Origin of the sequence: Scytonema sp. HK-05 (assembly GCF_963872035.1) — a bacterium.
Taxonomy (GTDB): domain Bacteria; phylum Cyanobacteriota; class Cyanobacteriia; order Cyanobacteriales; family Nostocaceae; genus Kalymmatonema.
The window spans coordinates 1-26034 of the sequence record NZ_CAWMYC010000167.1 but is presented as its reverse complement, the minus strand read 5'-3'; the positions used below and the strand labels follow the sequence as shown (position 1 = coordinate 26034).

Genomic DNA, 26034 nt, shown 5'->3' with positions numbered 1-26034 from the left:
TGAGCGTTATGAGTATTGAAAAAATTGTGGAACAAGCTCTCCAGGATGGTTATCTTACACCAGCAATGGAAGCAGAAGTCGGGCGAATCTGTGATAGCGCTAGTGAACTCTCAATAAACGAGTACAAGGCGTTGGATCGGCTGATGGTGTCGCTATTGAGTGGGGATGTGGTGGCGGTACCACGTAAACAATTTATCAACGTTATGGAAGAGTTGGTACTGACAGAGGCAATATCTCGTGTAGCGGAAATTGAAGCGACTAGCGAAAGTTCTCTGGATGTTGGGGATATTGCCGCTTACGCCCTCAACCGCCTACCACCCCTATATGCTACTACAGAAGAAGGTGCCAACTACCAGCGCCAACGCGCAAGGGCAGAACTAGAGGAATTGATTGCCCAGCAAGTTGGCGAGGCTATAGCCCGCAACCTAGACCGACCAAATGATGATAGAACGCCAGTTGGAACTAAAAACACTGGCAATGAGGTTTTGCGCCAAGTCAGTACCTTACTCCAAGTATACGCACCCCATTTTGAGCAAAAATCAGAGTATTGAGCAGTTATTTGTCATTAGTCATTAGTTTACAAACCAAGCATTGTTTTCTAAGTGTTGAGTGTTGAGTGTTGAGTGTTGACTCCTGACTCCTGACTCCTGACTCCTGACTCCTGACTCCTGACTCCTGATCATTGACGTACTTCCACTGGTGTCCCCAAACTCACCTGCTTGTAAAGCAGACGGACATCAGGATTACGCATCCGCAAGCAGCCGTGAGATATTGCACTGCCTACCACCTCGTCATCTGGTGTGCCATGAAAGCCAATTTGATTGCGTCCATCTGACCAAAAGCCAATCCATCGGTCTCCTAAAGGACTATCAGCACCCGACGAAAATATTTTGCCAGTAATCGGGTGACGCCAGGTAGGATTGAGTTGCCTATACATGACTTGGAAAGAACCAGTGGGGGTTTCCCAACCTTTCTTACCCACAGCAATTGGGTAACTTGCTATAACCAGATCCCCACGTTGAACGTAAACACGGCGATCGCTCAAATCAACTATCAATTGATTCTTTCCAGATGCCACGCTTTGAGATAAATTTCTTTGAGCAGAACCTTGACCTAAGAGCAAATTTGAGATATGATTACCAATTGCATTCTGTCTTTTTTCCTGCGTCAGTTGCCCCGGTTTTTCTGCTGCCCAAGCTTGCCCAGATACAACGTTTCCACCTGCTGTTCCTAACTGGGTATCAGGCGTCATAGAAGTCCTCATGCGCCAATGGACAGCGAGAGATAAGATTGCTGTACCAAAACAGAGCAACATCACTACACGCGTTAATGAGTCGTTTCTTACTATCGCCATCGTCTCTCTCCAGCAGACCCAGATCTTCCATTTAGCTATCACCTTACCCTAGCTTACTCTACCCTAAAGCAGAAAGCCGTACTGATAGTGGGCTATGCAAATGACGCGTGAGGGGTATGCTGTGGGGAATGCTCTTTTTTCTGACATCGTACTTCCAGTCGCAAGTCTAAGTCAATCTTCTTAGTCAAAATTAACTTGCAATATCAATAGCATCTACCGATAGTTCAACTTATACTCTGATGATTCGGTCACTAAAAATTCATAAATACTTATTAGTTCCCTCATGAATTTCTCAATAGTCCCAGGCAAACTAGGGCTATGGAGATTGCGCTACTGCAACTTTGACGAAAAAGTCTAGGTGAAAAACCGCGTGAAAGCGAGGAACTCTTCACTAAATGTAGCAATCAATCATTATTGGTGTGGGGGAGAAAAAAACTATGTTAGAAAAACTATTACTAGCGGTTACGATTACTTTTTCCTTAAATCTGTTTTTGCAAGTTCACGTAAACGACCAAACAAATACAAATAGCAAAATTTACCCACAAGAAGCCGAAACAGCACCAAACCTCGTAGTAACCTTGCCACGGCAATAAAGTTTTATGAAGCAGTGGGGGGAGTAGCGGCAGATGGAGTAGTGGGGAGCCAATGCCTTCTTGTATCTTTGTCCTGATTGCGTAACTCAAATATGTCAAGCGTAGGTGGTCAGTTCTTAATATTGCACAAGTATAAGTAACATTGCCGTGCCCCTATTACGTAATGACTGAAGGGTGAAGGAGGCAAGTTTCTTCAGCAAAAGACTCAGGAAGAAGTTGTTTGTGCCGCCACGTATCTACCACTCGTTAGTATAGGCTAGTGTTCCAGTCATAAATCCGTCACTCAATAAAGGAACTTCCTGCTCATTAGCAGGTCTAATAGATAGGGATGATTTACAGCCAGTACGATCTATGAGTCAATCGATTACTGTATCCTGGTCAACGGTTGATACGAGGCTTCCAGAAGTTTCGGTGCAAGTTGACAAAATCTCAAACCACGACCTAATTTTGCGTTGTCAAGCAGGACTACGCCCTGATCGTGCGGCATTTGCCGAATTATTGCACCGTTATCAATCCCAGGTTGATAGAGTTCTATACCATCTGGCTCCTGATTGGCCTGACAGGGCTGATTTGGCTCAAGAGGTTTGGATTCGCGTATATCGGAATATTAACCGATTACAAGAGCCCGCCAAATTCCGGGGCTGGTTAAGCCGCATCGCTACCAACTTATTTTACGATGAGTTGCGCAAGCGCAAGCGGGTTGTTAGTCCCTTGTCGCTGGATGCTCCCCGTGCGGTAGACGATGGCGAAATGGATTGGGAAATTGCTGGAGATACTCCAGGACCCGAGGAAGAACTGACGACTAGAGAGTTTTACGAGCAACTGCGGGAGGCGATCGCTGATTTGCCAGAGGTGTTCCGTACTACAATTGTTCTTAGAGAAATCGAGGGATTGGCATATGAAGAAATTGCTGAAATCACTGGTGTTTCTTTGGGAACAGTCAAGTCGAGAATAGCCAGAGCAAGAGCGAGATTGCAATCTCAGTTGCAAAATTATCTAGATTCGTAATGAACAGTTTCCGTCCTTTGGTCAATGGCAGATATGATAATTCATTAAGAATATTAAAGAAATTACAGAGTGCTTCTGCCAACAGGAGAAGAATTGATTAAGTTCTCATGCTTGTCCGCTGTGTTTACCCGTGTAGGAATTGGTAATAATGTTAAGATGACTACTGATTCTCAGTTTGATGACCGTTCCCAATTGCAAGATCATAAAGATTTGCCAGATGGTTCGGCAAAGCATACCAATGAATCAACGGGTGCTGCTATGGATATGATGAAGCGCGATCGCTTCGAGTTATTGAGTGCTTACCTCGATGGTGAGGTGACGGCTGCTGAACGCAAGCAAGTTGAACAATGGCTTGCAGACGATCCCACAGTTCAGCGTTTGTATGCCCGACTGTTAAAGCTGCGGCAAGGTATACGGACTCTTCCAGTACCGGAACCGCAACAGTCATTAGAAGAAACAGTTGAGCAGGTGATGGCGCGTTTGCGCCGTCGTTCCAGGCTAGTATGGTTCGGTGGAGGCGCTGCTGTTGCTGCTTGCGTCATTGGTGCATTGTCTGGTTTACTAGGCGGCGAATCAAGGCTGCCTCAAATGGCTCAAAACCAACCAATACAACAGGCACAATCAGCAATGCCCACTCCTGCTGTTGTCAGTTCACCGCTCATGGTTGCCATAAATAACCCGGTGATCCCAATTCCGAAAACAGCAAAAGCTTCTGCTGAAAATCCAGTGAATCAGATGGAGCCTCAATCGCAGGATATCGAGCACGACCTAAATATTCAATCCGATATAAACTAAAATTATGAATTATGAATTATTAATTTTAAAAATTTCATAATTCATAATTTAAACTTTTTAAATTTCAGATCCACTCCACCAACCGTCAGGTAGGTGGACGCCTCCTAATTGAAGCGCTCGCTCTTGTGTCATTATATAGACCCAAGCCCAACCAAGCGGATGCCCTTGTGGGTCATGGGTCTCAATTTGCTTTCTATTGTAAAGATTTTCTGACGCGGCTCGGTCGGGGTGGTAATCTTCCAACTCGTCCAGAGCCTTTAAGACATCTAAATTAGTGAACGAGAGTAAGTAGCCGTGGACAGGGCTATTTCCTGGTGTCATCGCCGGATAGCCCATTGGTAAGGCAAATAATTTTCCTTGTGCGATCGCTTTAGTAGTATCAACCACGTTACCAGCACAATATCTTTGATAATTTGCTTCACCTGGTTTGAGCGTGCCGTAGACAAAGACTTTTAGCACCAAGAATCCTCAATAACTGAAGTTCACCCTTTTAGAAGGCGAGCAACTTGTTTTGCAAGCAGAAAGTAAGCCCTCTACTCATCTTATGCTTTAAATACAACGTAGTATTGTATTTACAATGTAAAAGATGTAGTGTTGTATGTCTGTATTCTGCACAAGCTGTAAAATTTTGCTAATTCTCCCAATATATAGATGTAACGATGTGAACTAGGGGAGTAGATGTGCCAAAAGCTGGCAGGAGAATCAGACAACTAGCCCGCGAACATAGAAGTGGAGCTTTAGCACGTTTTGGAGGAGCGTTTAGTTTAGCCGTCCCTCCCCTTTTGATTTTGTTACTGATACCAACCACATCGGGATTAGGAGTGTTGGTTGTGCTTGGCTGCTGGGTTGGTGCAGCTTTGCTTTACCAACAAGGGCAACAGTTGTGGATCAAAGCCAATCAAGCAGACCAAGGTGCTGACGGAGAAGAAGAGGTAGAGCGACTGTTAAAACCTCTGGAACGCCAAGGCTGGAGAATTGAATACAATGTTCCGCTTAAGCGCTGGGGTGATGCAGATGTGTTTTTGCGTTCCCCAAGAGGTAATTATTTTGTAGTAGATGTCAAAAGTAACAAAGGCAGAATATTTTTTGATGGTGCTATGCTGAAGCGACACTACGGCAAGCAGGTTTATGATCTTAACAATGGGAAAAACTTGTTAAAAGCAGTTAAAGGTCAGGCAAGCACTCTAAAAGATATGAAGCGCGTGAGTTTTGTGCAACCAATCATTTGTTTTACGCAGGCAAACCTAGAGAAAATCGAGCAGAACAAGCAAATTAATGGTGTATATGTAGTTGATGCAGTAAATTTATTGAGTTTATTGACGTCAACATAAAAGAAATTTACAAAATATAGCTAGCTTAGTTTTGATGGTAGTATAGCTGCTTAGATACTTAAAAGATAAATATTTAGCAGTTAAAATATAAGGCTCAGAAAAATCATCGCATAGTGCATAGTATTGCCTAAAGAGTGGAAGCTGTTGATAATACATACAAACAAAGTTTTTCATCAATCCCCTTGAGTTTCTGTAGACAATGACAAGTCTTGTATTTGTACATGGCACAGGGGTACGCCCACCTCAATACGAGGAAACTTTTGCGCTAATTCAAAAAAAGCTTGGTATCCAACGTCCCGATATCAAGGTTGTCCCTTGCTTGTGGGGTGAGATGTTAGGAACCAAGTTAAATGCTCAAGGGGCATCCATACCTTTGTATGACGCGACACTAGCGTTGTCAGAAGAAGAGGAAGAAGAGAAGGAGATTTTGCTGTGGGAGCAGCTATACCGTGATCCCCTTTATGAATTACGGTTATTGTCACTAAAACCGAATGCGGAAGATGTTGCTAATCCTTTTGCAGAGCAACCCAGCGATGAATTAAATTTTCGGTTGCAAAGCCTGAACCCTTCACCAGAACTACAAGCCCTTTTGGTAGAGGCGGGAATTGCTTTGGTGTTTGATGAAGCACTACAAGCAGTTCTTCGCAGTCAAGCTTACCAAGAAGCCTTGCAAAAGGCATCAGAATCCTTAAGCGAGTATTGTGATGCTGTAGCAAGAGCGATTGTGGCTCAGGCTATGTTTTACTGTGAACAACAAGAAAAATATCCACCAATTCTCACTAATGCTGAATTACGGGATGAAGTGGTAGAAAAGCTCAGCTGTGCCTTGGGAGAAGCAGAGTTGGGATTGGGAGGCTGGGTGTGGAAGCCTCTTTCTCTGCTGACGCATCCAACTACGTTTGCTATGAAGCGCAAGCGCGGTAGCATTACAGACGCAATTTCGCCCTTTCCTTGCGATATTTTGCTTTATCAAAGCCGAGGAGAACGAATTCGCCAATTTATTCGAGAAATTATTGAACAAGCTGAACCACCAGTAGTCTTATTAACTCATAGTTTGGGAGGTATTGCCTGCGTTGACTTGCTTGTTAAAGAAGGGTTGGAACAGGTGGCGCTATTAGTGACGGTTGGTTCCCAAGCACCATTTTTATACGAAATTAATGCACTACACAGTTTAGAATATGGTGAACCACTGCCAGACCATTTCCCAGCTTGGTTGAATATATACGATTTGCGGGATTTTCTCAGTTACATTGGGGCTAATGTCTTCCCCAATAAAGTGCAGGATGTATTGGTAGATAACAAACAACCATTTCCGCGATCGCACAGCGCTTACTGGGAAAATCCAGCCACATGGAAAGCGATCGTCCCCAGATTACCATGACTGAGATAGTCGCCAAACCAGAGCGGACTTATGCGCTAGTTGTAGGTATCGAGAAATACCACGAGACTGCTTGGAATGTAAAGGGCGGTGGTCCTGTCAATGACGCCCTGAAATTCGCGGAATGGCTGTGTAAGCGAGGTGTGCCGAAAGAAAATATCCGGCTTTGCTTGTCGCCGCTAGAGGAAAGTTGTTACTTAGTCGAGCAATCTGAACTAGAAGTAGAAGCAGCAACCGAGAATAATCTATCTGACATAATTGAGAATGTTTTATCCAAAAAGAAAGGAGATTTGCTCTTTATTTTTTGGGTGGGACATGGCTTGCTTACCTCTGAACGAGAACGCAGGCTATTTTGTGCTGATGCCACATCCCAAAATTGGCGAAACCTAGATTTGAATTCTTTGCTCCTTTTATTCGCTTCCAATTGGTTTCAGATTCCGAATCATATTTGCATGGTTGATGCTTGTGCCAATTATGTTTCGGAGTCGAAAGGAAGACCAACTAATTTCAGAGGGAAAGAATTTTCTAGCGGTAGTCCTAGGCAAGACATTCAACAGTTTGTATTGCTTGCCACCAGAGAAGGAGAAACAGCAAAGGTTAACACTAAAAGTCAAACAGGATATTTCTCTCAAGCAGTCAGGGAGGTACTCGAACAGGAAGCTTTGGAATCTTGGCCTCCAAATATGGAGGTAATTGCTGAAAAAGTCAAACGGCAATTTGCCAGTTTAGATAAAAAACAATTACCAACTTATTTTTATCGTCGCAGTTGGGATGGAGATGTAGATATTTCTCGTCCAACCAACTTAAATCTACCAGAGAAAATTCCTCAGTTCAACGATGAATCGGTAAAAAATATCTCAGCGAAATCGCCAAATTTGTTAATTCCAGACACCACAACTTTTGACTTTGAAGTGGTGACTGTGAATGCACAAGGTAGAGAAACCAAACGGTGCACGGAACAGGGAAAGTACTTTATAGAAAGTTTGGACAATGAAGTTTGCCTAGAAATGGTTTACATCCCAGATGGGAAATTTTCAATGGGAGCGCCCAAAGAAGAATTTGAATCCGATGAAGATGAGCGTCCCCAACATTTAGTGACTGTAAAATCTTTTTTTATGAGTCGTTATCCCATCACTCAGGCGCAGTGGAGAGTAGTTGCAGAATTTCCAAAAATCCAAAGCGAACTTGATTTAGCTCCATCCTATTTTAAGGGAGATAACTTAGCTGTAGAGCGAGTCTGTTGGCGTCATGCACAAGAGTTTTGTGCGCGACTATCGCAGCAAACAGGACGAATATATCGCTTACCCAGTGAAGCCGAATGGGAATATGCTTGTCGTGCTAGAACAACAACCCCATTCCATTTTGGTGCAACAATCACAACAGATTTGGCAAACTATTATGGAGAAGACGCCAATAGAGTTTATAAACAACAGACAACCGAGGTTGGTATTTTTCCAGCTAATACCTTCGGACTATGCGATATGCACGGGTTAGTCTGGGAATGGTGTGAGGACTATCAACACGAAGACTATCAAGGCGCACCATTAGATGGTAGTGCATGGGTGAATGATGGAAATCCTGAATATCGAATATTGCGGGGTGGTTCTTGGGATTCTTCTCCTCGTTTCTGTCGTTCTGCATCTCGGTTTTTTGAGAACCCAAACATCAGGGACAAAGAATTTGGTTTTCGGGTTGTCTGCTCTTTTGGATAAAATTTTATGATTAATTCGGTATTAATTTAGCTATTCTTTCTTTGATTGACAAAATGGACAAAGGCTCAGATACTTGGAAGCTAGTTTCTTGACGGATTTGAACCTTCTTATTTATGAGCGATTTCCTACACGCATCCCTATAAGGATGAGAAAGCCAGTTCCAACTTCCTACAACAGCAAATTTGGTATCACAGACTAAAATTTTTTCGTTTGTTCCCCTGCTTTCTACTTGTATTTCTTTGCCTAAGCGACGTATAAATGAACCTGGATATTGGGAAAATAATTCCCTTAAATTTTGTTCAGCTTGAGCATCATTATTATCATTTTCTTCATCTCCTTGAAAACCATAAATGACTTTTACATTTACCCCTCTTTCCAAAGCAGAAATAATTTCATTAACAAACCATTTTGGCTCATGTCCCCGAATCCAAGGTGTAACAATCGTCAATTCTTGTTCGACTTGCTCAATAGCATCTTGAAAAACTTTTAAATGGTTACAATCATAAACTGGCTGACTTCCTGGCTGCTGCTCAGGAATTTCTGCCTCAGTCTTGTACTCTAAAATAACTCCATACTCTCGAATATGTTCAACAAGCCGACGGGTATAACCTCCTGCTTTCTCTAACCTGTAAAGGTTACCAACTAAAATAAAAAGTTCTTCGGCTCTAGATACAGCAACATTGAGAAGATTTGGTCGTTTGTTAATCCAGTTATAGTTATCCAGCGGTTGGCAAACCTTTGTGGATAAAATAATCACTTTCTTTTGAGAACCTTGAAAGGTGTGAATTGTGCCAATATTATCATTTCTCCGCAGACGAGGAAATTGTTTGAGTAAACTATTCTCCAATGCATCAGCATGAACACGAAAAGGTGAAATCACACCAATGTCTTCTGGTGAGTACCCCTGGTTAACAAGGTGTTTGATTAATTCATGTACTGCAGTAACCTCTTGCTGATTAACTCTAGCCTTGATGTTTCCCTCAACGTGGTAAGCAATTAAATTTGTTCCTAATGGTGAAGAGGTTGGTTCTGTTTTTACCTCTAACCCATACCCAACGATGCGATCGCAATATTCAATAATGCTAGGCTGACAGCGATAATGTTCAATCAGGCGAATACCTTGACCTGTATTACCTTCTTCTCCACTTGCTCCCGCAGCTCGATGATAGGTAGTCGCGCATTCTATCTGTTCCGGGCTGTAACAATGGTACTCAGTTTCGGATAATCCACAATCAAGAAAAGCTGTTTTGCAGTATTGCTCGCGTCTTTGCCTTGCTAGTGAGATGATAGGCTCAATTTGTAATGGATCACCAACAATAATGGCGTTGCGCGATCGCACTAGCAAGGGAAATGTCTGATGTAGTGGAATCATTCCTGCTTCGTCTACAATCGTGCGATCAATGCATTCCTTCACCGAAGGCAACATATTTCGCACAGATTGTAAAGTACAAGTAATGACAGGAAATATCAAACTCAAAGCTCTTAGATAGTCATCTGAATTTTTGGAAAACGTGTTAGGAGTTTTATTATTTCCAGAAAAAAAGTTAGAATATGAAATCAAAGCCCGCTTGACATCTTCCTTGTTTCGCAGTGCGTGTTGATTGAGAAATTGCCGCGATAATTCAAATAATCTTTTGTGTTCTTCATGATAGTCTTCATGAAAGAAACTATAAAAATCTTTTGGTTGAGTTTCCAATCTGCGTTCTAAAGCAGTCAAATTTTTAAGTGTTTCATCACGCTCGTTACCAAAACGGATTATATTATCAGAATTTTCCCTTAATTGAGCTTGTACACCTTGTAACTCTCTCGCTCTATCAAGTCTTTCTTCAACGAACCGCGTCTGTTCAACCAAAATACTACGACTGGTGGGGTTTTCAACAGGAAAGGGAGTATCAATGGTTTGTACAATATATTTTTTGCATTTGGAAGCCGTTCTTGTAACAATATGTCTCTCTGTTGTGCGAGTTACCCAGAGGCACAGCCTTCTCCACCAAGATAAATTTCCTCCAGGTAGCTGTGATATGGCATTATTAAAAATATCCTGAATTTTTTGATAAATATCTATTGGAAGTTCTGTGTAAAGCTCCAGTTGTGCAGCCCTTCTCTGAAACTGAGTTATAGCGGCGTTGGCGTTGTTCAGTTTTAATTCAAGTTCCTGGATTTTTGCTTGAAGTTTAGGTTGCTCCGATTCATCTAAGGCACGTTGGCGACGCAGATTTAAATAGTTATTTTCCTGAAAAGTGAAATCTGATTTGATTCTTTTGATTTCTTCTGCTAGACAATTGTAAAGGTTATCATCAAAATTATTTTTGTCTAAATAATCAATAATTGCACTTTGTAGCTGTTCTTTAGCGCTTCCGGGAGAATTAATATTAGCTTTACTTCCTCCTTTCAGATATAAAACTTTCTCGTTTAGAGGTTTATCTTTTAGATAAAAATCCAGCTTGTCAATGACATTTGTAACAGCTTTATTTACTGTACTGCTAACAACCGTCAAGTTATTGATGTCCTCACCAGTTTCAATTAAATGTATTGCTCGCTTTACAACTTGTTGAGCAATCACATGAAGGATGAGAGTAGTTTTTCCTGAACCTGGTGGTCCTTGGACAGCAGTTATGGTTTCTGTTTGAGCGTGTTTCAGTGCTTTTAATTGCGAGCCGGCAGGTGGATCATCTGTTGGGAAAGCACCCATGTACGTCACTTCGGGTTCAAAAGGCTCTGGTTTGCCAAACAGATATTCATAGGCTGGATGCTTTTGCTTCAGCCAATATCTTTGATTCTCCTTATGATTTTTTAGGATATCTTTTAAGTCAAATCTGAGGTTCCTATTAAAATTGCTACCCTGATACTCAAACAAGTAAGGCTGCCGTTTAATTTCTTTAATCTCTGATGAGCGAGGAATATTGACTGATTTCATCCAGTTTTCATAACTTTCTTCAAAATCTAATCCGAAGATATTATTCAGTAAATGCCTAAGTCCATTTTGAATATTTAGTTGTTCCCGCTCTTCATCATCTAATTTGAAAAAAGTGGCTAAATTTTCTCCTGCTTCCGTCAGTGTAAGTTCATCAATATTCCACCCTTCTGCTTGATATTCTCCTTGAATAATGGATGTTATATCTAAGCTAAATAGAGGACGAAAATAAGATTTCTCTTCTTCTTGAGTACAAATTTGAGGAAAGGATGATGCCCAGATTGTCTCTTGACTTGATTGCCCTTGACTAACTTTTTTTTGCAACTCTGAAAAGGTCTCTGGCACAATGAATACACGATTGCCTTTCAGGTTTACACCTCGCTGCTTCACTGCATCTGATGAAATCTTTGCCTTACTATAATCCTCCAAAGCAATGAACTTTAACCATGCGTTGAGGATTGCTTCTACTTTGCTGGCTTTGTTCAAAACAGCCTCCACGTTGCTGCACTTGCTTGACTGTATTATAGGTTACTAGTTATCGTATCTGATACAAAGCATTAACCCGCAAGTCAAAGCACAGGTATTGCTATTATCAAAGATAATGGCAGGGTAAGGAGATTTTATTCAATATTTTGAGCGCAGTCTGACCTAACTAGCAACTTGGGTTAGTAGAAACACATAAGAGTAGTTGAGAGTGGCAGTTCAGTCGTCAGGGTAACTCTAGAGTATGCCACAATAGCGAAACAGAAGCGACCACTAGATTCAGTTAGGAGTTCTCATTGTGGAGTCCCGATACAACCCAGCAGCAATTGAGGAAAAATGGCAAAAAACATGGACTGAACAAGGCTTAGATAAAACTGTTACAGATAGCAGTAAGCCAAAATACTACGCTCTGTCCATGTTCCCTTATCCTTCGGGCAGCCTGCACATGGGTCACGTCCGTAATTATACGATTACTGATGTGATTGCTCGCCTCAAACGGATGCAAGGGTATCGGGTACTACATCCAATGGGTTGGGATGCCTTTGGCTTGCCTGCAGAAAACGCCGCAATTGACCGAGGTGTTCCGCCATCGAAGTGGACTTATGAAAATATCGCCCAGATGCGACAGCAATTAAAGCGTCTTGGCTTTTCTATCGATTGGGATTGCGAACTTGCCACGTGTTCGCCAGACTATTACAAATGGACACAATGGATTTTCTTGCAGTTTTTCCAAGCGGGGTTAGCTTACCAAAAAGAAGCAGCTGTGAACTGGGATCCAGTTGACCAAACTGTCGTGGCAAATGAGCAAGTTGATAGCGAAGGACGTTCTTGGCGCAGTGGTGCTAAAGTTGAACGCAAACTCTTGCGGCAGTGGTTTTTGAAGATTACTGACTACGCCGAACAATTGTTGAATGACCTCGATAAGTTAACAGGTTGGCCTGAACGCGTCAAGTTGATGCAGGCAAACTGGATTGGTAAGTCAACAGGGGCGTACTTGGAATTTCCTATTGTTGGGATGGAAGAAAAAATCGGCGTGTACACCACTCGCCCTGATACGGTTTATGGCGTCAGCTATGTTGTGTTAGCGCCAGAACATCCCTTGACAAAGCGCGTCACGACACCAGAACGGGAAGCAGCGGTAGAAACCTTTATTCAAGAAGTTTCCAATCAAAGCGAGTTGGAACGGACTGCGGAAGATAAACCAAAGCGTGGTATTCCCACTGGCGGTAAGGCAATTAACCCGTTTACTGGAGAAGAAATTCCCATCTGGATTGCTGATTACGTGCTGTATGAATACGGTACGGGTGCAGTCATGGGCGTTCCCGCACATGATGCACGCGATTTCAAGTTTGCTAAGGAACAGAATTTGCCTATCAAAGTGGTGATTGTGCCACCAGATACAGATAATGTACAGACGGGTCATCCGAGAGTTCTACAACAGGCATACACAGAACCGGGATTTGTGATTAATTCCGGTCAATTCGATGGTATGGCTTCCACAGACGCTAAGCAAGCGATCGTCGAATACGCCGAAAAACAAGGTTTTGGCAAAACGCGCGTACAGTATCGCTTGCGGGATTGGTTGATTTCGCGGCAGAGGTACTGGGGCGCGCCCATCCCAGTGATTCGCTGCCCTAACTGTGGCGTGGTGCCAGTTCCAGACGAAGATTTGCCTGTGCAGTTGCCCGAAAATGTGGAATTTACAGGGCGTGGCGGTTCACCCTTGGCTAAGTTGGAAAATTGGGTGAATGTTCCTTGCCCAACTTGTGGCACTCCGGCAAAGCGGGAAACTGACACGATGGACACCTTTATTGATTCCTCGTGGTATTTCTTGCGCTTTACCGATGCTAAAAATGAGCAACAAGTTTTTGACCCTGCAAAGACAAATGACTGGATGGCAGTGGATCAGTATGTGGGTGGGATTGAACACGCGATTTTGCACTTGTTGTACTCGCGGTTCTTTACTAAGGTACTGCGAGACAGAGGTTTGTTGAATTTTGACGAACCTTTCCAACGCCTGTTGACTCAGGGGATGGTACAGGGTTTAACTTATATGAATCCCAACAAATCTGGAAAAGATAAATGGATTCCTTCCTATCTTGTCACCAATCCAGATGATCCTCGCGATCCGCAGACAGGTGAAGTGTTGCAACGCCTTTACGCTACCATGTCTAAGTCTAAAGGCAACGGTGTTGCACCGGAAGATGTGATTAAGAAATACGGTGTAGACACTGCCCGGATGTTCATCCTGTTTAAAGCACCGCCAGAAAAAGACCTGGAATGGGATGAAGCTGACGTGGAAGGGCAATTCCGCTTCTTAAACCGCGTTTGGCGATTGGTGACAGATTTTACTGCCCAGCCCACAGTGGCTAGCAATCAGCAAGGACAACTGAGTAAAGCCCAAAAAGACTTGCGGCGGGCAATTCACATTGCTATCAAAGAAGTCACGGAAGACGTGGAAGGCGAATATCAATTCAACACCGCTGTGTCAGAATTGATGAAGTTGAGTAACGCTTTGGCTGAAGCTAGCTGCAAAGACTCACGGATTTATGTAGAAGGCATTCGCACTTTGATAGTGTTGCTGGCACCTTTGGCACCTCACATCGCTGAAGAATTGTGGCATCAATTGGGTAACAGCGAATCAGTCCACAAACAAGCTTGGCCGAAGTATGATGAATCTGCCTTGGTTGCTGATGAAATCACTTTGGTGATTCAAGTTAACGGCAAAAAGCGTGCAGATCTTCAAGTTCCGGCACAAGCGGATAAAGCAGAGTTGGAAAGGTATGCCCGTGAGTCAGAAGTTGTTCAGCGTTACCTTGAGGGTAAGGAAATTAAAAAGGTGATTGTTGTACCAGGGAAGTTGGTAAATTTTGTGGTTGGTTAGAAGTTTTTTCTCATTGACAAAATGAAGAAAAGGAAGAAGGTGATATTTTGTTGCCTTCTTCTTTTTCTTATAATCAAAATAATGCCTTTACTCAGATCTTGCACCTATCCGTATAACCCTGGGTTTAATCAAAAGCAGCGCAATAAATTTACAGTGTTTGTCTTGGCTTTTATCGGCAAAATAAGGGCTTTAGGGTTAGTACTGTGTGTACATTTTACATCAACTTTTCTTGGTGCAAGATGTGAGTTTAGGAGATTGACGCTTCGGACATATATCTCCCCAAAAACCCTCTCCTTAGAAGATTTTCTCGCCCAATACCACCTGTAAAGTTGTGTTGCAGTTTTCAATATTTCTGGTTTGTAGCACCAGTTTTATCTTAAGATAACCGCATTTGGTCAGGCTGGCTAAGACTTATTCGGAGAATTCCGGAATGCGCATTCCGGCAACTGTAGTACTCTCTAGTCACTTAAGTTCCCTAGCACTAAAGGAGGCCGAACTGATGAGTAACAATGAGCAACAAGCTACCACGACGCCAGCACAAAAACCATTGAGCTTTATTGCACCGATCAAGCAACCCGTGGCGCAACACTATAAAGAGTTAAAACAGATTTTAACTCATGTTGACGGCAAGGCCCTCGATCAGATAGGCACGGTACATTTTGGACGTTTTATGTTCCTCGAAAGAGATACTACGTCAACTGATGAGGTCTACACCAAATTTGCACTTTTTACTGCCTATGATGGGGATTTTAAGGAATATGTCCAAGACTTCGTTGATGTCGTCAGTGAAGTATTCGATGCATTACTCGAGCATCTAGTAGATGGCGAAAGTCTTATACCCGTAAAAAAGAATGCTCAAGCCTTTGCTGATTTTGTAGATGCACACAATGAAAAAGTAGAGGTGTGGTACAGCGCTTATCCTACTTTGAGCGTAGTTCAAATTCTTACAAACGCAAAGAATTAAACATTAGCTCACGAGATATTTCCTCTCAAAATACTGTCTCAAATCGACTTTTCAATCGACTTAGATTGTAAAATTCCTCCGTTCTTTGTTCGACCGTATGACTGATACTTTTGTCTATGCAGTCTGAATAGACAAAGTTAAGCTTAGCGATAAAAAATCTATGGAAAATGAGCAACCGCCAGTTACTCTTCCCCTCGACAATATCCAAGGTTTGATTATTCGTGGCTATAACATGAATAAAGTGCGATACTTTATTCTGCACATTAATAAAGCAGATGCGGCGAAGCATTTCATTGGTAATTTTGTGGGGGGGGTTCCTACCTCAAGCCCTCAAATCACTACTGCTGCGCCGTGGGACAAAAAGCCGAGCTACTGCTTGAATATTGGATTTACTTTTGAGGGTTTAAAAGCCCTCGAATTGCCAGAATTTTCGTTTCAATCTTTCAATTCATTTAGACAAGGTGCCCCTGCTCAAGCAAAGGAAATTGGGGACCTAGGAGAGAGCGCTCCTGAGCATTGGAAAGGTGAGTTAGGAACGCCTAATGTTCATGTCCTACTTTCCCTGTATGCCCAAGATGATGATGTATTGGAGTCGCAGTCAACAACATTGCGGTCCTTGTTTGCTCAGGGAGAAGCGGTCAACGAGTTATCTCATTTTGACGGAAATACTTTTCCCGATGGCAAGATTCATTTTGGCTACAAGGATGGAATTTCACAGCCTACTATCGAGGGTGGCCCTCAAATGCCATCTGATAGGCAAGCAATTATTCCTGCTTATCAGTTTATTGTGATGAATGACGATAAGCGTTTCTACGAAATACCGACCCCCCATGAGTTGGGTTTGTATGGTAGTTTTGTGGCTTTTCGAGTGCTTGAGCAGGACGTTGCTGGCTTCGAGAAATTTCTCCAAGACTATGCGGATAAAATCGAGCCAGAAAAGCTGGCTGCTAAACTCTGCGGTCGATGGCGCAACGGTGTACCCCTGGCTCTTTCACCCGATGCTGATGAACCCCCAGATCAGACGCCGATTAGCTGCAATCAATTAAATGACTTTGATTATTCCGACGACTCGAAAGGGCTTCGATGCCCCATTGGCTCACACATACGTCGCACTAACCCTCGCGCCGCAAAAGTACAGGGTATAACTTCAAATCACCGGCTCCTACGACGAGGAATGCCCTATGGCCCACCCTATAATCCTAACTCTCCTGACGATGGAATCGAAAGGGGACTGCTCGGTATGTTCATCTGTGTCAGTCTTGAAAACCAGTTCGAATTTGTTATGAAAAATTGGGTGAACAAAGGCGATTTTGCCGGTTTACCCAGCAATAATAAAGATCCCCTAGTTGGCGACAACTCATCCCAAAGCAGTGAATTCAATATTCCCGGTGAACTCCCTCAGAACTCTCTGAAGATTCAGGGGTTTCAACAGTTTATTAAAACCCGAGGGAGCGCTTATTGCTTTCTCCCTAGCATTACTGCGCTAAAATACATCGCCGCAAATGGCAATAATCGCCAGGGTAGCAACCCAAGTTGCTAGTTACAGATTCAGGTGGTTCCCCTGTGTCAATTAAGCAATAAAATCCCCGACACCAGAGAAAAGTTAGGAGGGGAATATGCGCGCGGGAAATAGTTACCACTCATGCGTCAATCGACGACTTGTTAAAGGCGGGCGCATATAGTGGTTGGGGGAGGGGGAATCACCAAGTTAACGTTATCTGTTGACTGATTTTTAAGAAACTTTCTCAATCCTTAAACAGGCGATCGCCTGTTTTGATTAATTTGTATAAAAATCAACTCTCACTCATCAGCGCAGCCAGCAAAATCCTGAGTACCACTTCCAATTCTTCAGTCACTCGGTAGAGGTTAATCGCTTGTTCTATACTTTGTGTCTGTCGGTATAATATACCAAATTGCCAAACATTACCTGTCGTTACTGCTCCCAATATTTCTGCTTGAGTCGAATCAGTCCATCTATCAAGGGCTATCATTTCAGTCGCCAGTTGTGTAAATCCTTTGTTGATATCTGCGTGCTTGGCTTCAATTACAATGACATTAGCCTTTGTTCGCAGGTAATAATCCAAATTGCCTTGGAGTCTATTGTCAACTTTAATACTGTATTCTATTCGTAATTTAGCGTGCGAATAGTGGATTAAATCAGTGATAATCGGTGCAATTAGCATTTCCCGGCGTGTCGCTTCGTTCTCTAAATCCACATACGGTAACACTTCTTCAATCCGCTGTTTTAAATCGAGAAGTCGGTCTAATGTACCTGAATATTGAGGTAAATTGATAAATTTACGCTCAAACGAATAGCCAAATTCAGCTACTAAATCGTCAACCGCAAACCCTAATTCAAAGTAATTGTTAAAAGTATACGAGCGATTTGGGTCTAGCAATGATTGGCGGCTCATTTGACTGCTCACTTCTGGGCTGAAATTCTTTCAGATAAACTGAACTTTAAACCAATACAGTTCAGTTAAGGATTGATCCTCCCTAGCCCTCCTTAAAAAGGAGGGAACTAAGCCCCCTTTTTAAGGGGGTTGGGGGATCTTAACAAAACTAAACACCACTAACTGAACCGTATTGAACTTTAAACTCCCAGTTCCAAAATTTATCTTCTTGTCCGTACAATCTTAATTGTTTTTTTCACTCCAAGGCATAATCATTGATGTCCTGCGTGTGCTTTCGTCAGTCCTGATCTCGTGAATGTTCCAGAAAGCACCCTGCATAGGAGAAAATTTGAGATTATGGATGCGCGATCGCACTGCCTCAAACGAGGGCAGATGCACCAGGAAAAACATCGGTAACTGTTCGGCAACAATTTGCTGAAATCTGCGATAAATTTTTTGGCGCTTGGTTCGATCCAGTTCTTTCTCTCCAGCAGCGAACAGATTATCAATCTCTCGCTGCCAGTCAGTCAGTTGCTTCACAGATGAGTTTCCACTGCGCCAGAATATAGACAGAAGATCGGGTTCAAAATCTGCACCGGGAAAACCAGTCGCGCCCACATAACACTCCCAATCTCGACTGTTGTACACCTTTTGCAGTACAGTGTTCTCGTTGAGTACCTGCAAATCCGCTTTGATGCCAATCTTGTTTAAATCTTGTTGAATTTGAACTGCTGCGTATATCCTAGACCTCTCCTCTGATTTCACCAAGAGGGTAAATTGTACCCGATTCCCTTCCCAATCCAAAAGCTCGTTTTCGGCATTATACTTAAAACCCGCTCTTATTAGCAGTTGCCTTGCTTTTTGGGGGTCGTAGTTGTAAACCTTTAACCCATTTTCCGCAGACAAGTAATAGGGGCTTTGCACGTTAAGGGGTGAATGTTGCACTTCACCCAATCCCCAATAAATATTGTTTTTCATCGTTTCGCGATCAATGGCGTAAGCAACTGCTTCCCTAAAAGCTAAGGTATTGAACCAGCGAGACTTGATTGGATCTACAAAAGGTTTACCTTGAGCATTACGACCTTGATTGAGATTGAAACGAACAAAACTGCTAATAGGATCTAAGCCATTGTAAACGGTAAATTTCCCGCGCTTTTCCTCGCGCTTTAGCAAGCTAAACGCCTCAGGGGCGACTTTTATAGTATCAAGTTCCCGAGAGCGAAACTTGATCAACTGATTGTCAGTGGATGTGATAATTTGTAAGATAATACGGTCGATGTAGGGTTGAGAATTTCCCCGTTGATCAGAGCGCCAGTAGTAGGGATTGCGTTGCAAGACTACGCGCTCACCAGTAGTATAGCTTGCCAACTTATAAGAACCATTGCCGATGATTTTATGGGGATTTGTATCGGTTCCCCAAGTGTAAACAAACAAAGGATTTCCCTTATCATCGATGGACAGTACCGACTCCTGCAATGCATGAGCGGGAAGAATTAACAGTTCTTTTATATATTTTAAAAAAGGGGCAAAAGGTTCTGGCAAAGTAAACTCCACTCGTCGTTCATCGAGTTTCTGCACCGATGGCAAAGTACCAGCGCTACCAATCTGCAAAAAACCTCTGAAAGCTGTAGGAATCTTTTTATTGAGGTAAATGTCTTTAAAGGTAAAAAGCACATCATCAACAGTGAGTGGTTCACCATCTGACCACTTTAATCCCGCACGCAAAGTGAAAGTAATTCGCCGCTTGTCTTGAGAAATTTCCCAAGACTCAGCTAATGCTGGCTCAAACTCTCCCGTGAGAGCATTCTCAGTTACTAATCCCTCATATAATAAGGGAAAAATAGGGTAAGGAGATTGAATGAGGGGATAGTTAAAGGTCGTTGGCTCATTTGCAGTGACTAAAACTAATTGAGAAACCCCAGCCTCCTTGATTTTAAACTGTACAGGTCTGCAACTGCTTGTGATGATTAATAAACAAGATAATGCCAAAGCCACAAACAGACGCAGATGTCGAACAACTGCAAACCTACGACCAAGCCAAACCATCAACTAGCCCCACATAGAGGTAAAACCAAGAATATCCACCAAGCTATCGTCAGTTTTTGCGGTTGTGTTGCAAAAACGATATTCCAATTATGCTAATAATTTTATCAATAACTTAGGGCATGAAATGGCAAGTCAAGTCAATGATCGTTACCAAGATAAACAAGTGGAGCGTATTCATGTATCTTTGAGCGAACGGGAATTACTGGCTGGATCAATTACTAACCTGAATATGTATTACCTGATGCCATAGTATGGTTGGTTGTTATTAGACAAGATTGCATAAATATTATTTTGTCTCGCGCAAAGACGAGCCAGCGCTGTAGGAGGGTTTCCCGACAGAGGCGACTGGCGTTGCAAAGACGCAAAGAAGAACACTAAGAAAAAAAATGAGTGCAAGAAGTCTATTGTCCAGACGCAGCCTTTTGTTATGAATCAATATATCGACAGCATTCTCAACAGTTTCCAAACTAATTTAAACGGATATCCCACATCTGTAGCAACAGATACCTCCAGAACAGAAGTTGTAGATTTATCTATTGGCGAGATTCAGCTTGAACAGCCTGACTGGCTTAAGGAACTTATCCTAGCTAGTGTGAAAGAAGCGCCGTTAGGCTATGTCGATTCTCTGGGGTTGAAAAGTTTGCGCTCCGCATACGCCAGCTACTTGTTTAAACAAGGCTATAGCATTGATGAAGAGCAAATATTAATTGCATCAGGAGCCAAGGAAGCTCTGTGGATGGCTTTTTTGGCTAGCCTGGATCGAGGCGATACAATTGTTTTACCCAAGCCTGGCTGGACTCCCTATTACATGTGGGCGCAAGCTTTAGCTAGAGCAGAAGAAGCCCCACACTGTAACGGTACTCCGTGAGCGTGTTGGGATGAATTCTGGGCAATAACGAATTGACCAACAAGCGGCATTGAACGCAGTTCAATCAGCAATGTTGGTCTCGGAGGAATTGCCTCTCTCTGGGATGGGTAACGAGTCAATGAAGTCTTCCAGTATTTGAGTCATTGTCTTATCTTTCCAAGCTGAGTATAGCCGCAACTTATTTAACCTGCGTTCTGATATTCTCAAGTTTAATGCTTTATTTTTCATAATTGCCTACACATTGCCTTTGCATTTATGTTATTATAATAGCAAAAAGGAGGTGATGAAAGTGTTGAAAGCAGTTAAGGTAAGACTATACCCAACAACTGAACAAGAAATAGCCCTAGCTAAGTCATTTGGTTGTGCAAGGTGGTATTGGAATTATGCCCTTAATGCTTGCATTCAACACTATTCACAAACAGGAAAGTCGTTAAAGCTAAGCCTTTACAAGGCTTATCTCCCGCAACTAAAGGTCGAGTACCCTTGGTTGAAAGAGGATTGTTATTCTGCTGTTTTACAATGTGTAGCAATCAACCTAAACAAGGCTTATGCTAACTTTTTTGAGGGTAGAGCTAAGTTCCCTAGGTTCAAGTCAAAGCATCACAAGCAATCAATCCAATATCCTCAAAACGTTAAGGTTGTGGGTGATTGTTTAGAAGTTCCCAAGATTGGTGTTATTAAAGCAGTCTTTCATAGACCCATTGAAGAGAAAGTTAAGACTGTCACTATCAGTAAAACACCTACAGATAAATATTTCGCTTCAATCTTACTTGAGATTGAGGGTGAATCTAGTCAGATATCTGGTGACAAGACGCTCAGCATTGACCTTGGCTTGAAAGACTTTGCTATTGTTCACGATGGCAATGAAGTTACCAAGTATTCCAATCCAAAATACCTGAAGCGTCATGAAAAGAATTTAGCGAGGAAACAAAAGAAGTTTGCTCGTAAAGTAAAGGGAAGTAATTCAAGAAATAAGTACAAAAAACTAGTAGCCAAGGTTCATGAGCGAGTATCAAATTCCCGCCAGGATTTTCTGCATAAACTGAGCAGAAAACTGGTAGACGAAGCAAGCGTCATCATTGTAGAGAATCTCAATTGTTTTGGGAATGGTGCGGAATCGTAAGCTATCAAAATCAATATCCGACGTGGGCTGGGGAATGTTTGCTAACTTTCTGGACTACAAGTTAAAAGCTAAGGACGGTCAACTTGTAGAGATTGGCAGATTTTTCCCTAGCTCAAAAACTTGTTCATGCTGCGGTCATGTTCTTGATGAGTTAACGCTCGATATACGTGAATGGGATTGCCCATCGTGTAAAACTCATCATGACCGTGATGGTAATGCAGCGCTGAACATAAGAAATGAAGGTATTCGGATATTATCTATGGACTTGGGAACCCCGTTCTTGCTGATAGAGGCTGTGTAAGACCACCTACAAAGTAAGGGCAAGGGGCAACGGTCGATGAAATCAGAAGCCCACACCGACAGACGTTAGGGTCGGTGTTGGGTAGTTCACGAACAGTCATTCGCACATACGATCCAAGAGATGAAAATGTCGCCAAGGCGATCGCACATTCCATATCTGCTTACCAGCCCTCTGTGCTCGTCTTGAATTTTCCCAACAATCCCACCGGTGCTGAAATATCTCAGTCGGATCTTAACCGGATATTAGACATTGCACAAGAGTATCAGGTTAAAGTCATATCCGACGAGGTTTATCGTGTTTTTTCCCTAATGAACCAACCAGGAGCCAGCATTCTGGATAGAATGAATTCCTCTAGCGGAGAAAACTTAGTACATATTGATTCCATGAGCAAAATGCTCGGTTTGGGCGGTTTGAGGATTGGGTTTGTTGTCTCTGACAAGAGTACTATACAGAAGATGCAAATGTTTCGTAGCAGTTATGCTTCTTGCGTCAGTTCAATTTCTCAGTCCGCTTGTGCCTCAATTCTCCAGGATAAGCGTTTAATCAGTCAGATTCAAGCCTTGGTGAGCGTTACGCAAAAAAATATCAAATCTGCAATTGACCAACTATCAAAGCATCAGTACTATATCGAAAGTTCTGGTGCTGTTTATGTTTGGGCTAAGTACCAAGACTTTTTAGAGTGTAAGGCTCCTAGCAACTATATTATCCTGAATGGCAGCAAAGTAAAAGTCTCACCTGGTAGCATATTTGGATGTCCGGATTATTTCCGTGTGTGTCCTGTGAGACCGCAATATCTGCTGGACTGTATTTTCAACTAACTCAGTCCCCGGATAAATCGCAGGGGATGAAAGGCGACGAGCAAATCCATTTAACTAACTAACTCTACGTCGAACTCACATTCACTTATAGATTTTAAACATCTTAGGGCTTTTTCGGTTGCATCAGGCATTAATCTTCTAGCAACTTCTTTGAATATCTGTGAATATAATGTTATTGATTTAAAGCAATGAACAAGCTTAATATCATTCAGTTGAGGGAGGTCAGGTTTTAATTTATTTATCTGCTCTATATCCTCTATCTGACTTATATTTACGAGCAAAGGAATTGGATAATTATAAGTAGATGGTAGATGTGCAATTTTAGTTTTCGTTTCCTGAACCGCTCGGCACAAAGCTAATTGATCTTGCTGCTTAAATATCCTCCATTCTTTTTGCCAAGTTTCAAATAGAGTATGAGCATCTGAGGTATTTCTCCAGAGCATCACCCCTGAGTTAAAATGAACAGAATCAGCAGCACACGTTTTTAAGGTGTAAGTTTTTTCTACTTCGTCAATATGGCAGCATTGAGAAATGGTAGGATATGGATCAAGTGCCATAGCAATATTTTCAAATTCTAAGAACCTCCAGATTTCATCAATTGGTTTTAGAGGCAGAATATCAGCATCTAAGTATAGAGTTTCATCAAACTCTGTAAAAGTATGCAAGCTGGTTTTAATCAGCCTAGATACCATGACATGACTCAGCCTCTCTTTTTCAGGAATAACAATTGGTTTGATGACAATATCAAGTTCTGACAACTGCTCTTGAAGTCCTGTCTTTTTTATATTTGACAAGATGATGATTGGTAGCTTAGGCGATACCTGACGAAGAGCAAAAGCACTGATGACAGCAGATTCTAAATATGACCATGCGTCTACAGCACAATATATTGCGCCTTGAGTTGGTGGTTTGGTTTTCATGAAACGGAAGTCAGTTCTAACCATAAGCAAAAGCCGGAAATAGGTGAAACCCACATTCCGCAGGTAGGATGAAATAACTGGGTATTTTTTAATAACACTAAAATCTTTATCATGTGAATATTTTACCATGTCTAGCCCAAACTAACATTAACTAGGATAAAGAAATGGTAAATAAATTTTTTGAAAGTTTCGATTTAGTTGCAGGGCAAACGCATCAAAATTATTTTGACAACATGCTATTTATGTGCGAGAAATAAAAAATGAGGAATGTATTGGTATGTCGAAACTACCATTTGGAGACTGCTGCTACGGATTGCCCAAGGGGGAGTGCGGGGAGTGCGATCGCTTCCAAATTGAATGGGGTGAGGTAGTATTCTCAAGCAGGATTCTTGTCCGTCACAAAAAGCATTCTTTTTAGCACGCAGTCATGACGGTTTTTTGAATTGTTTTGACCGAAACAGTGAACAGTGAACAAGTACAGTCCGAGGTAACAGAGAGACTTTTCACTGTTCACATTCCGGGTACAAGCCCCCAAATTCATTTGTGGAAAGAAAAGAAAAGTTATTCCTTGCCAAAATCCCCGCTCATTTATTCATGGGGATTAACTGGTAACTGATAACTGGTAACTGATAACTGTTAAGCTCCCACCTAACCCCATACCCAGTCTATTTCAAACTTTCTAGAGCTATGTTTAAGCTGCTAGTTGGTGTTAGCTTGCTTAACCCTGCTCCTGCTTTTGCTCGTTAGATGGAGTTGATTCTGTCTTTTCTGGTTGCTTCTCACCCGTTTGTTGTTCTTGCAGTTGGTTGAGATGAATGTTATTCACTTGAATAATAAAGTATTCTAATGCCTGGCTTGCCTTTTGTTGCTGTTGGGTTTCGTCAGACACATCGTAACAACGGTAAGGCGGAGTTACTCCCAATATAAATTTCTCTTGTTCAGCCTCTAACAATTCAACGGCTGTGTTAGCAGCAACCGAATTCTTCTGAAAAGGAAAAGAGGTAACTATACTGGCGATTATAGAAGCAATAGCTGGGCAAAGTACAGGGAGCCACTTCAGCCAGGCTTGTCCTGCTTCTAATTTGTCTACCAAAACTAAAATTGGCGTGACTCCTGATAAAATTACTGTCGCAATTTGCAAACTATAGTAAAGGTTTCTCGATACACTCCGAATTCTTTTATAATCATCAATTAAGTCTTGGCAGTACTGTAAAGCCTTTCCTCTTGCCAAAGTCAGCGTATTTTTATTCCAGGAATTATGATTACTTAATAGATAAGTATACAACTCAGCTTTTTGGGTGAGATCAGATTCCTTAACAGACTTCTTAGAGTCTTCAAACACTTGTCTATTAATGAGCAACAAAAAAAACAAAATAGTTAGAGATACTGCTCCTGCTATGACAATTTTCTTATCATCTGGATAAAATATCACAATTATACCAGAAGAGAAAAAAGCAGCAAGTAATAAATACTCAATTACCTTCAAGGTAAACAAATTTTTCTGCCCTGAGGGAGAGGAGAAGCTTTCAACGGTCTCGAAAACTTCCCTTTGGTTTTTCTGGTCAATATTAGTCAATTCAGAAGTAGCCATTTGCTTTTACTCAATTCGTTACGGGTCAAATCTAGCACAAAAATTATGCTGAATACACTCGCCTCTACTTCGCTAGTCATTAATTAAGGAAATAATCAATCCTTACAATACAATTCTTTACTTAATATGGCAACACTTTTTTTATCATGAGTCATTAGTTATTAGTCATTTGTAGAGACGCGCTGTTTGAAGCGTCTCTACATTTTCTTTAAGGCGATCGCTACTCGCGGTGCTGTGCGCTGACAACAGAAAAGCAAAACAACTAATAATTTTTTATTATTTGATATGCTACTTGAACAAGCGTTATTAATCCGTTATGTGTAGTCATCAAATTCATATATCTCATGGTTTTTGATGATTAATTTGGCTTATATATTTACACGGAATAGTCGTTTTTCTGTAATCCTTTTTTACAACCAAATACAATCTTACAACCAATAAGCAAAATTAAGATGCGTTTGCCTTAGTTCAGTACGCAATATGGAAAAAATTAGTAGGAGACAATTAAGACAGTTAAGACAGTTAAGACAGTTAAGACAGTTAAGACAGTTAAGACAG

At 41.9% G+C, this 26034-nt stretch carries 22 protein-coding genes; 14 read left to right on the top strand and 8 right to left on the bottom strand.

Annotated elements, in window-relative coordinates; translation table 11 throughout:
• The first annotated feature begins 8 nt into the window (after positions 1 to 8).
• Positions 9 to 551: a late competence development ComFB family protein gene (locus AACT52_RS38755; protein ID WP_073635580.1), complete on the top strand. Its 543-nt coding sequence runs from the start codon at positions 9 to 11 to the stop codon at positions 549 to 551.
• Between the two features lie 128 nt (positions 552 to 679).
• On the opposite strand, the gene AACT52_RS38750 is transcribed toward AACT52_RS38755, so the two are convergent.
• Positions 680 to 1354, bottom strand: coding sequence for a L,D-transpeptidase (locus tag AACT52_RS38750; RefSeq protein WP_073635569.1), 675 nt, complete (start codon positions 1352 to 1354; stop codon positions 680 to 682).
• 437 nt (positions 1355 to 1791) lie between these two features.
• Here AACT52_RS38750 and AACT52_RS38745 point away from each other — a divergent pair, with 437 nt between their 5' ends.
• From AACT52_RS38745 to AACT52_RS38735, 3 genes are all read left to right on the top strand, one after another.
• Positions 1792 to 1947, top strand: coding sequence for a hypothetical protein (locus AACT52_RS38745; protein WP_198941076.1), 156 nt, complete (start codon positions 1792 to 1794; stop codon positions 1945 to 1947).
• A gap of 351 nt (positions 1948 to 2298) precedes the next feature.
• Positions 2299 to 2955 carry a sigma-70 family RNA polymerase sigma factor gene (locus AACT52_RS38740; protein WP_073635568.1) on the top strand — a complete coding sequence of 219 codons (657 nt, stop codon included), beginning with the start codon at positions 2299 to 2301 and terminating at the stop codon, positions 2953 to 2955.
• Between the two features lie 156 nt (positions 2956 to 3111).
• Entirely contained in the window at positions 3112 to 3750 is a 639-nt protein-coding gene (locus tag AACT52_RS38735) for an anti-sigma factor family protein (RefSeq protein WP_073635579.1), read from the top strand.
• Between the two features lie 57 nt (positions 3751 to 3807).
• Here the strand turns inward: AACT52_RS38735 and AACT52_RS38730 are convergent, their stop codons facing one another.
• A complete protein-coding gene (locus AACT52_RS38730) occupies positions 3808 to 4209 on the bottom strand; it encodes a gamma-glutamylcyclotransferase family protein (protein WP_233154176.1) in 402 nt (133 codons plus the stop codon).
• A 221-nt stretch (positions 4210 to 4430) separates the two neighbouring features.
• Between AACT52_RS38730 and AACT52_RS38725 the strand changes: the two genes are divergently transcribed.
• The 3 genes from AACT52_RS38725 to AACT52_RS38715 all read left to right on the top strand — a co-directional run bounded on the left by AACT52_RS38725 (position 4431) and on the right by AACT52_RS38715 (position 8171).
• Positions 4431 to 5081, top strand: a complete 651-nt coding sequence (locus AACT52_RS38725) for a nuclease-related domain-containing protein (RefSeq protein WP_073635566.1) — start codon at positions 4431 to 4433, stop codon at positions 5079 to 5081.
• A 199-nt stretch (positions 5082 to 5280) separates the two neighbouring features.
• Positions 5281 to 6462: a hypothetical protein gene (locus AACT52_RS38720; RefSeq protein WP_073635565.1), complete on the top strand. Its 1182-nt coding sequence runs from the start codon at positions 5281 to 5283 to the stop codon at positions 6460 to 6462.
• Positions 6432 to 8171, top strand: coding sequence for an SUMF1/EgtB/PvdO family nonheme iron enzyme (locus AACT52_RS38715; RefSeq protein WP_233154175.1), 1740 nt, complete (start codon positions 6432 to 6434; stop codon positions 8169 to 8171). Before AACT52_RS38720 ends, AACT52_RS38715 begins: the two co-directional genes overlap by 31 nt.
• A 10-nt stretch (positions 8172 to 8181) precedes the next feature.
• Here AACT52_RS38715 and AACT52_RS38710 read toward each other — a convergent pair whose 3' ends face one another.
• Complete coding sequence (locus AACT52_RS38710; RefSeq protein WP_073635578.1) at positions 8182 to 11571, bottom strand: AAA domain-containing protein; 3390 nt, start codon at positions 11569 to 11571, stop codon at positions 8182 to 8184.
• Positions 11572 to 11866: 295 nt separating this feature from the next.
• Here AACT52_RS38710 and leuS point away from each other — a divergent pair, with 295 nt between their 5' ends.
• The 3 genes from leuS to AACT52_RS38695 all read left to right on the top strand — a co-directional run bounded on the left by leuS (position 11867) and on the right by AACT52_RS38695 (position 16956).
• Positions 11867 to 14452: a leucine--tRNA ligase gene (leuS, locus tag AACT52_RS38705; protein ID WP_073635563.1), complete on the top strand. Its 2586-nt coding sequence runs from the start codon at positions 11867 to 11869 to the stop codon at positions 14450 to 14452.
• A 499-nt stretch (positions 14453 to 14951) separates the two neighbouring features.
• Positions 14952 to 15416: a hypothetical protein gene (locus tag AACT52_RS38700; protein ID WP_073635562.1), complete on the top strand. Its 465-nt coding sequence runs from the start codon at positions 14952 to 14954 to the stop codon at positions 15414 to 15416.
• A gap of 160 nt (positions 15417 to 15576) precedes the next feature.
• Positions 15577 to 16956, top strand: coding sequence for a Dyp-type peroxidase (locus AACT52_RS38695; protein ID WP_073635561.1), 1380 nt, complete (start codon positions 15577 to 15579; stop codon positions 16954 to 16956).
• Positions 16957 to 17209: 253 nt separating this feature from the next.
• Here the strand turns inward: AACT52_RS38695 and AACT52_RS38690 are convergent, their stop codons facing one another.
• Both AACT52_RS38690 and AACT52_RS38685 read right to left on the bottom strand, forming a co-directional pair.
• The gene (locus AACT52_RS38690) at positions 17210 to 17830 is read right to left on the bottom strand and encodes a hypothetical protein (protein ID WP_073635560.1); all 621 of its coding nucleotides are present in this window, start codon (positions 17828 to 17830) and stop codon (positions 17210 to 17212) included.
• 222 nt (positions 17831 to 18052) lie between these two features.
• Positions 18053 to 19855, bottom strand: a complete 1803-nt coding sequence (locus AACT52_RS38685) for an ABC transporter substrate-binding protein (RefSeq protein WP_073635559.1) — start codon at positions 19853 to 19855, stop codon at positions 18053 to 18055.
• A 427-nt stretch (positions 19856 to 20282) separates the two neighbouring features.
• On the opposite strand from AACT52_RS38685, the gene AACT52_RS38680 reads away from it, so the two are divergent.
• Positions 20283 to 20723 (top strand): aminotransferase class I/II-fold pyridoxal phosphate-dependent enzyme, encoded by a 441-nt coding sequence (locus AACT52_RS38680; protein WP_073635557.1) that lies wholly within the window; start codon positions 20283 to 20285, stop codon positions 20721 to 20723.
• A gap of 60 nt (positions 20724 to 20783) precedes the next feature.
• Here the strand turns inward: AACT52_RS38680 and AACT52_RS38675 are convergent, their stop codons facing one another.
• Positions 20784 to 20951: a hypothetical protein gene (locus tag AACT52_RS38675; protein ID WP_198941075.1), complete on the bottom strand. Its 168-nt coding sequence runs from the start codon at positions 20949 to 20951 to the stop codon at positions 20784 to 20786.
• 61 nt (positions 20952 to 21012) lie between these two features.
• On the opposite strand from AACT52_RS38675, the gene AACT52_RS38670 reads away from it, so the two are divergent.
• The 3 genes from AACT52_RS38670 to AACT52_RS38665 all read left to right on the top strand — a co-directional run bounded on the left by AACT52_RS38670 (position 21013) and on the right by AACT52_RS38665 (position 22965).
• The gene (locus AACT52_RS38670) at positions 21013 to 21846 is read left to right on the top strand and encodes an RNA-guided endonuclease InsQ/TnpB family protein (RefSeq protein ID WP_198941074.1); all 834 of its coding nucleotides are present in this window, start codon (positions 21013 to 21015) and stop codon (positions 21844 to 21846) included.
• Positions 21830 to 22147: an RNA-guided endonuclease TnpB family protein gene (locus AACT52_RS41660; RefSeq protein WP_073635555.1), complete on the top strand. Its 318-nt coding sequence runs from the start codon at positions 21830 to 21832 to the stop codon at positions 22145 to 22147. The genes AACT52_RS38670 and AACT52_RS41660 overlap by 17 nt, the downstream gene beginning before the upstream one ends.
• A gap of 77 nt (positions 22148 to 22224) precedes the next feature.
• Positions 22225 to 22965: an aminotransferase class I/II-fold pyridoxal phosphate-dependent enzyme gene (locus AACT52_RS38665; protein ID WP_158054954.1), complete on the top strand. Its 741-nt coding sequence runs from the start codon at positions 22225 to 22227 to the stop codon at positions 22963 to 22965.
• A 50-nt stretch (positions 22966 to 23015) separates the two neighbouring features.
• Here AACT52_RS38665 and AACT52_RS38660 read toward each other — a convergent pair whose 3' ends face one another.
• On the bottom strand, positions 23016 to 23885 hold the full coding sequence (locus AACT52_RS38660) for a glycosyltransferase (RefSeq protein ID WP_158054952.1): 870 nt from the start codon (positions 23883 to 23885) through the stop codon (positions 23016 to 23018).
• A gap of 718 nt (positions 23886 to 24603) precedes the next feature.
• Complete coding sequence (locus AACT52_RS38655) at positions 24604 to 25476, bottom strand: DUF4231 domain-containing protein (protein ID WP_073635552.1); 873 nt, start codon at positions 25474 to 25476, stop codon at positions 24604 to 24606.
• Between the last annotated feature and the right edge of the window lie 558 nt (positions 25477 to 26034).

Coding starts and splice junctions, on each gene's coding strand:
- AACT52_RS38755 (WP_073635580.1), top strand. CDS start 9: ATGAGTATTGAAAAAATTGTGGAACAAGCTCTCCAGGATGGTTATCTT.
- AACT52_RS38750 (WP_073635569.1), bottom strand. CDS start 1,354: ATGGCGATAGTAAGAAACGACTCATTAACGCGTGTAGTGATGTTGCTC.
- AACT52_RS38745 (WP_198941076.1), top strand. CDS start 1,792: ATGTTAGAAAAACTATTACTAGCGGTTACGATTACTTTTTCCTTAAAT.
- AACT52_RS38740 (WP_073635568.1), top strand. CDS start 2,299: ATGAGTCAATCGATTACTGTATCCTGGTCAACGGTTGATACGAGGCTT.
- AACT52_RS38735 (WP_073635579.1), top strand. CDS start 3,112: ATGACTACTGATTCTCAGTTTGATGACCGTTCCCAATTGCAAGATCAT.
- AACT52_RS38720 (WP_073635565.1), top strand. CDS start 5,281: ATGACAAGTCTTGTATTTGTACATGGCACAGGGGTACGCCCACCTCAA.
- AACT52_RS38715 (WP_233154175.1), top strand. CDS start 6,432: ATGGAAAGCGATCGTCCCCAGATTACCATGACTGAGATAGTCGCCAAA.
- AACT52_RS38700 (WP_073635562.1), top strand. CDS start 14,952: ATGAGTAACAATGAGCAACAAGCTACCACGACGCCAGCACAAAAACCA.
- AACT52_RS38695 (WP_073635561.1), top strand. CDS start 15,577: ATGGAAAATGAGCAACCGCCAGTTACTCTTCCCCTCGACAATATCCAA.
- AACT52_RS38690 (WP_073635560.1), bottom strand. CDS start 17,830: ATGAGCCGCCAATCATTGCTAGACCCAAATCGCTCGTATACTTTTAAC.
- AACT52_RS38685 (WP_073635559.1), bottom strand. CDS start 19,855: ATGGTTTGGCTTGGTCGTAGGTTTGCAGTTGTTCGACATCTGCGTCTG.
- AACT52_RS38680 (WP_073635557.1), top strand. CDS start 20,283: ATGAATCAATATATCGACAGCATTCTCAACAGTTTCCAAACTAATTTA.
- AACT52_RS38675 (WP_198941075.1), bottom strand. CDS start 20,951: ATGAAAAATAAAGCATTAAACTTGAGAATATCAGAACGCAGGTTAAAT.
- AACT52_RS41660 (WP_073635555.1), top strand. CDS start 21,830: ATGGTGCGGAATCGTAAGCTATCAAAATCAATATCCGACGTGGGCTGG.
- AACT52_RS38660 (WP_158054952.1), bottom strand. CDS start 23,885: ATGAAAACCAAACCACCAACTCAAGGCGCAATATATTGTGCTGTAGAC.
- AACT52_RS38655 (WP_073635552.1), bottom strand. CDS start 25,476: ATGGCTACTTCTGAATTGACTAATATTGACCAGAAAAACCAAAGGGAA.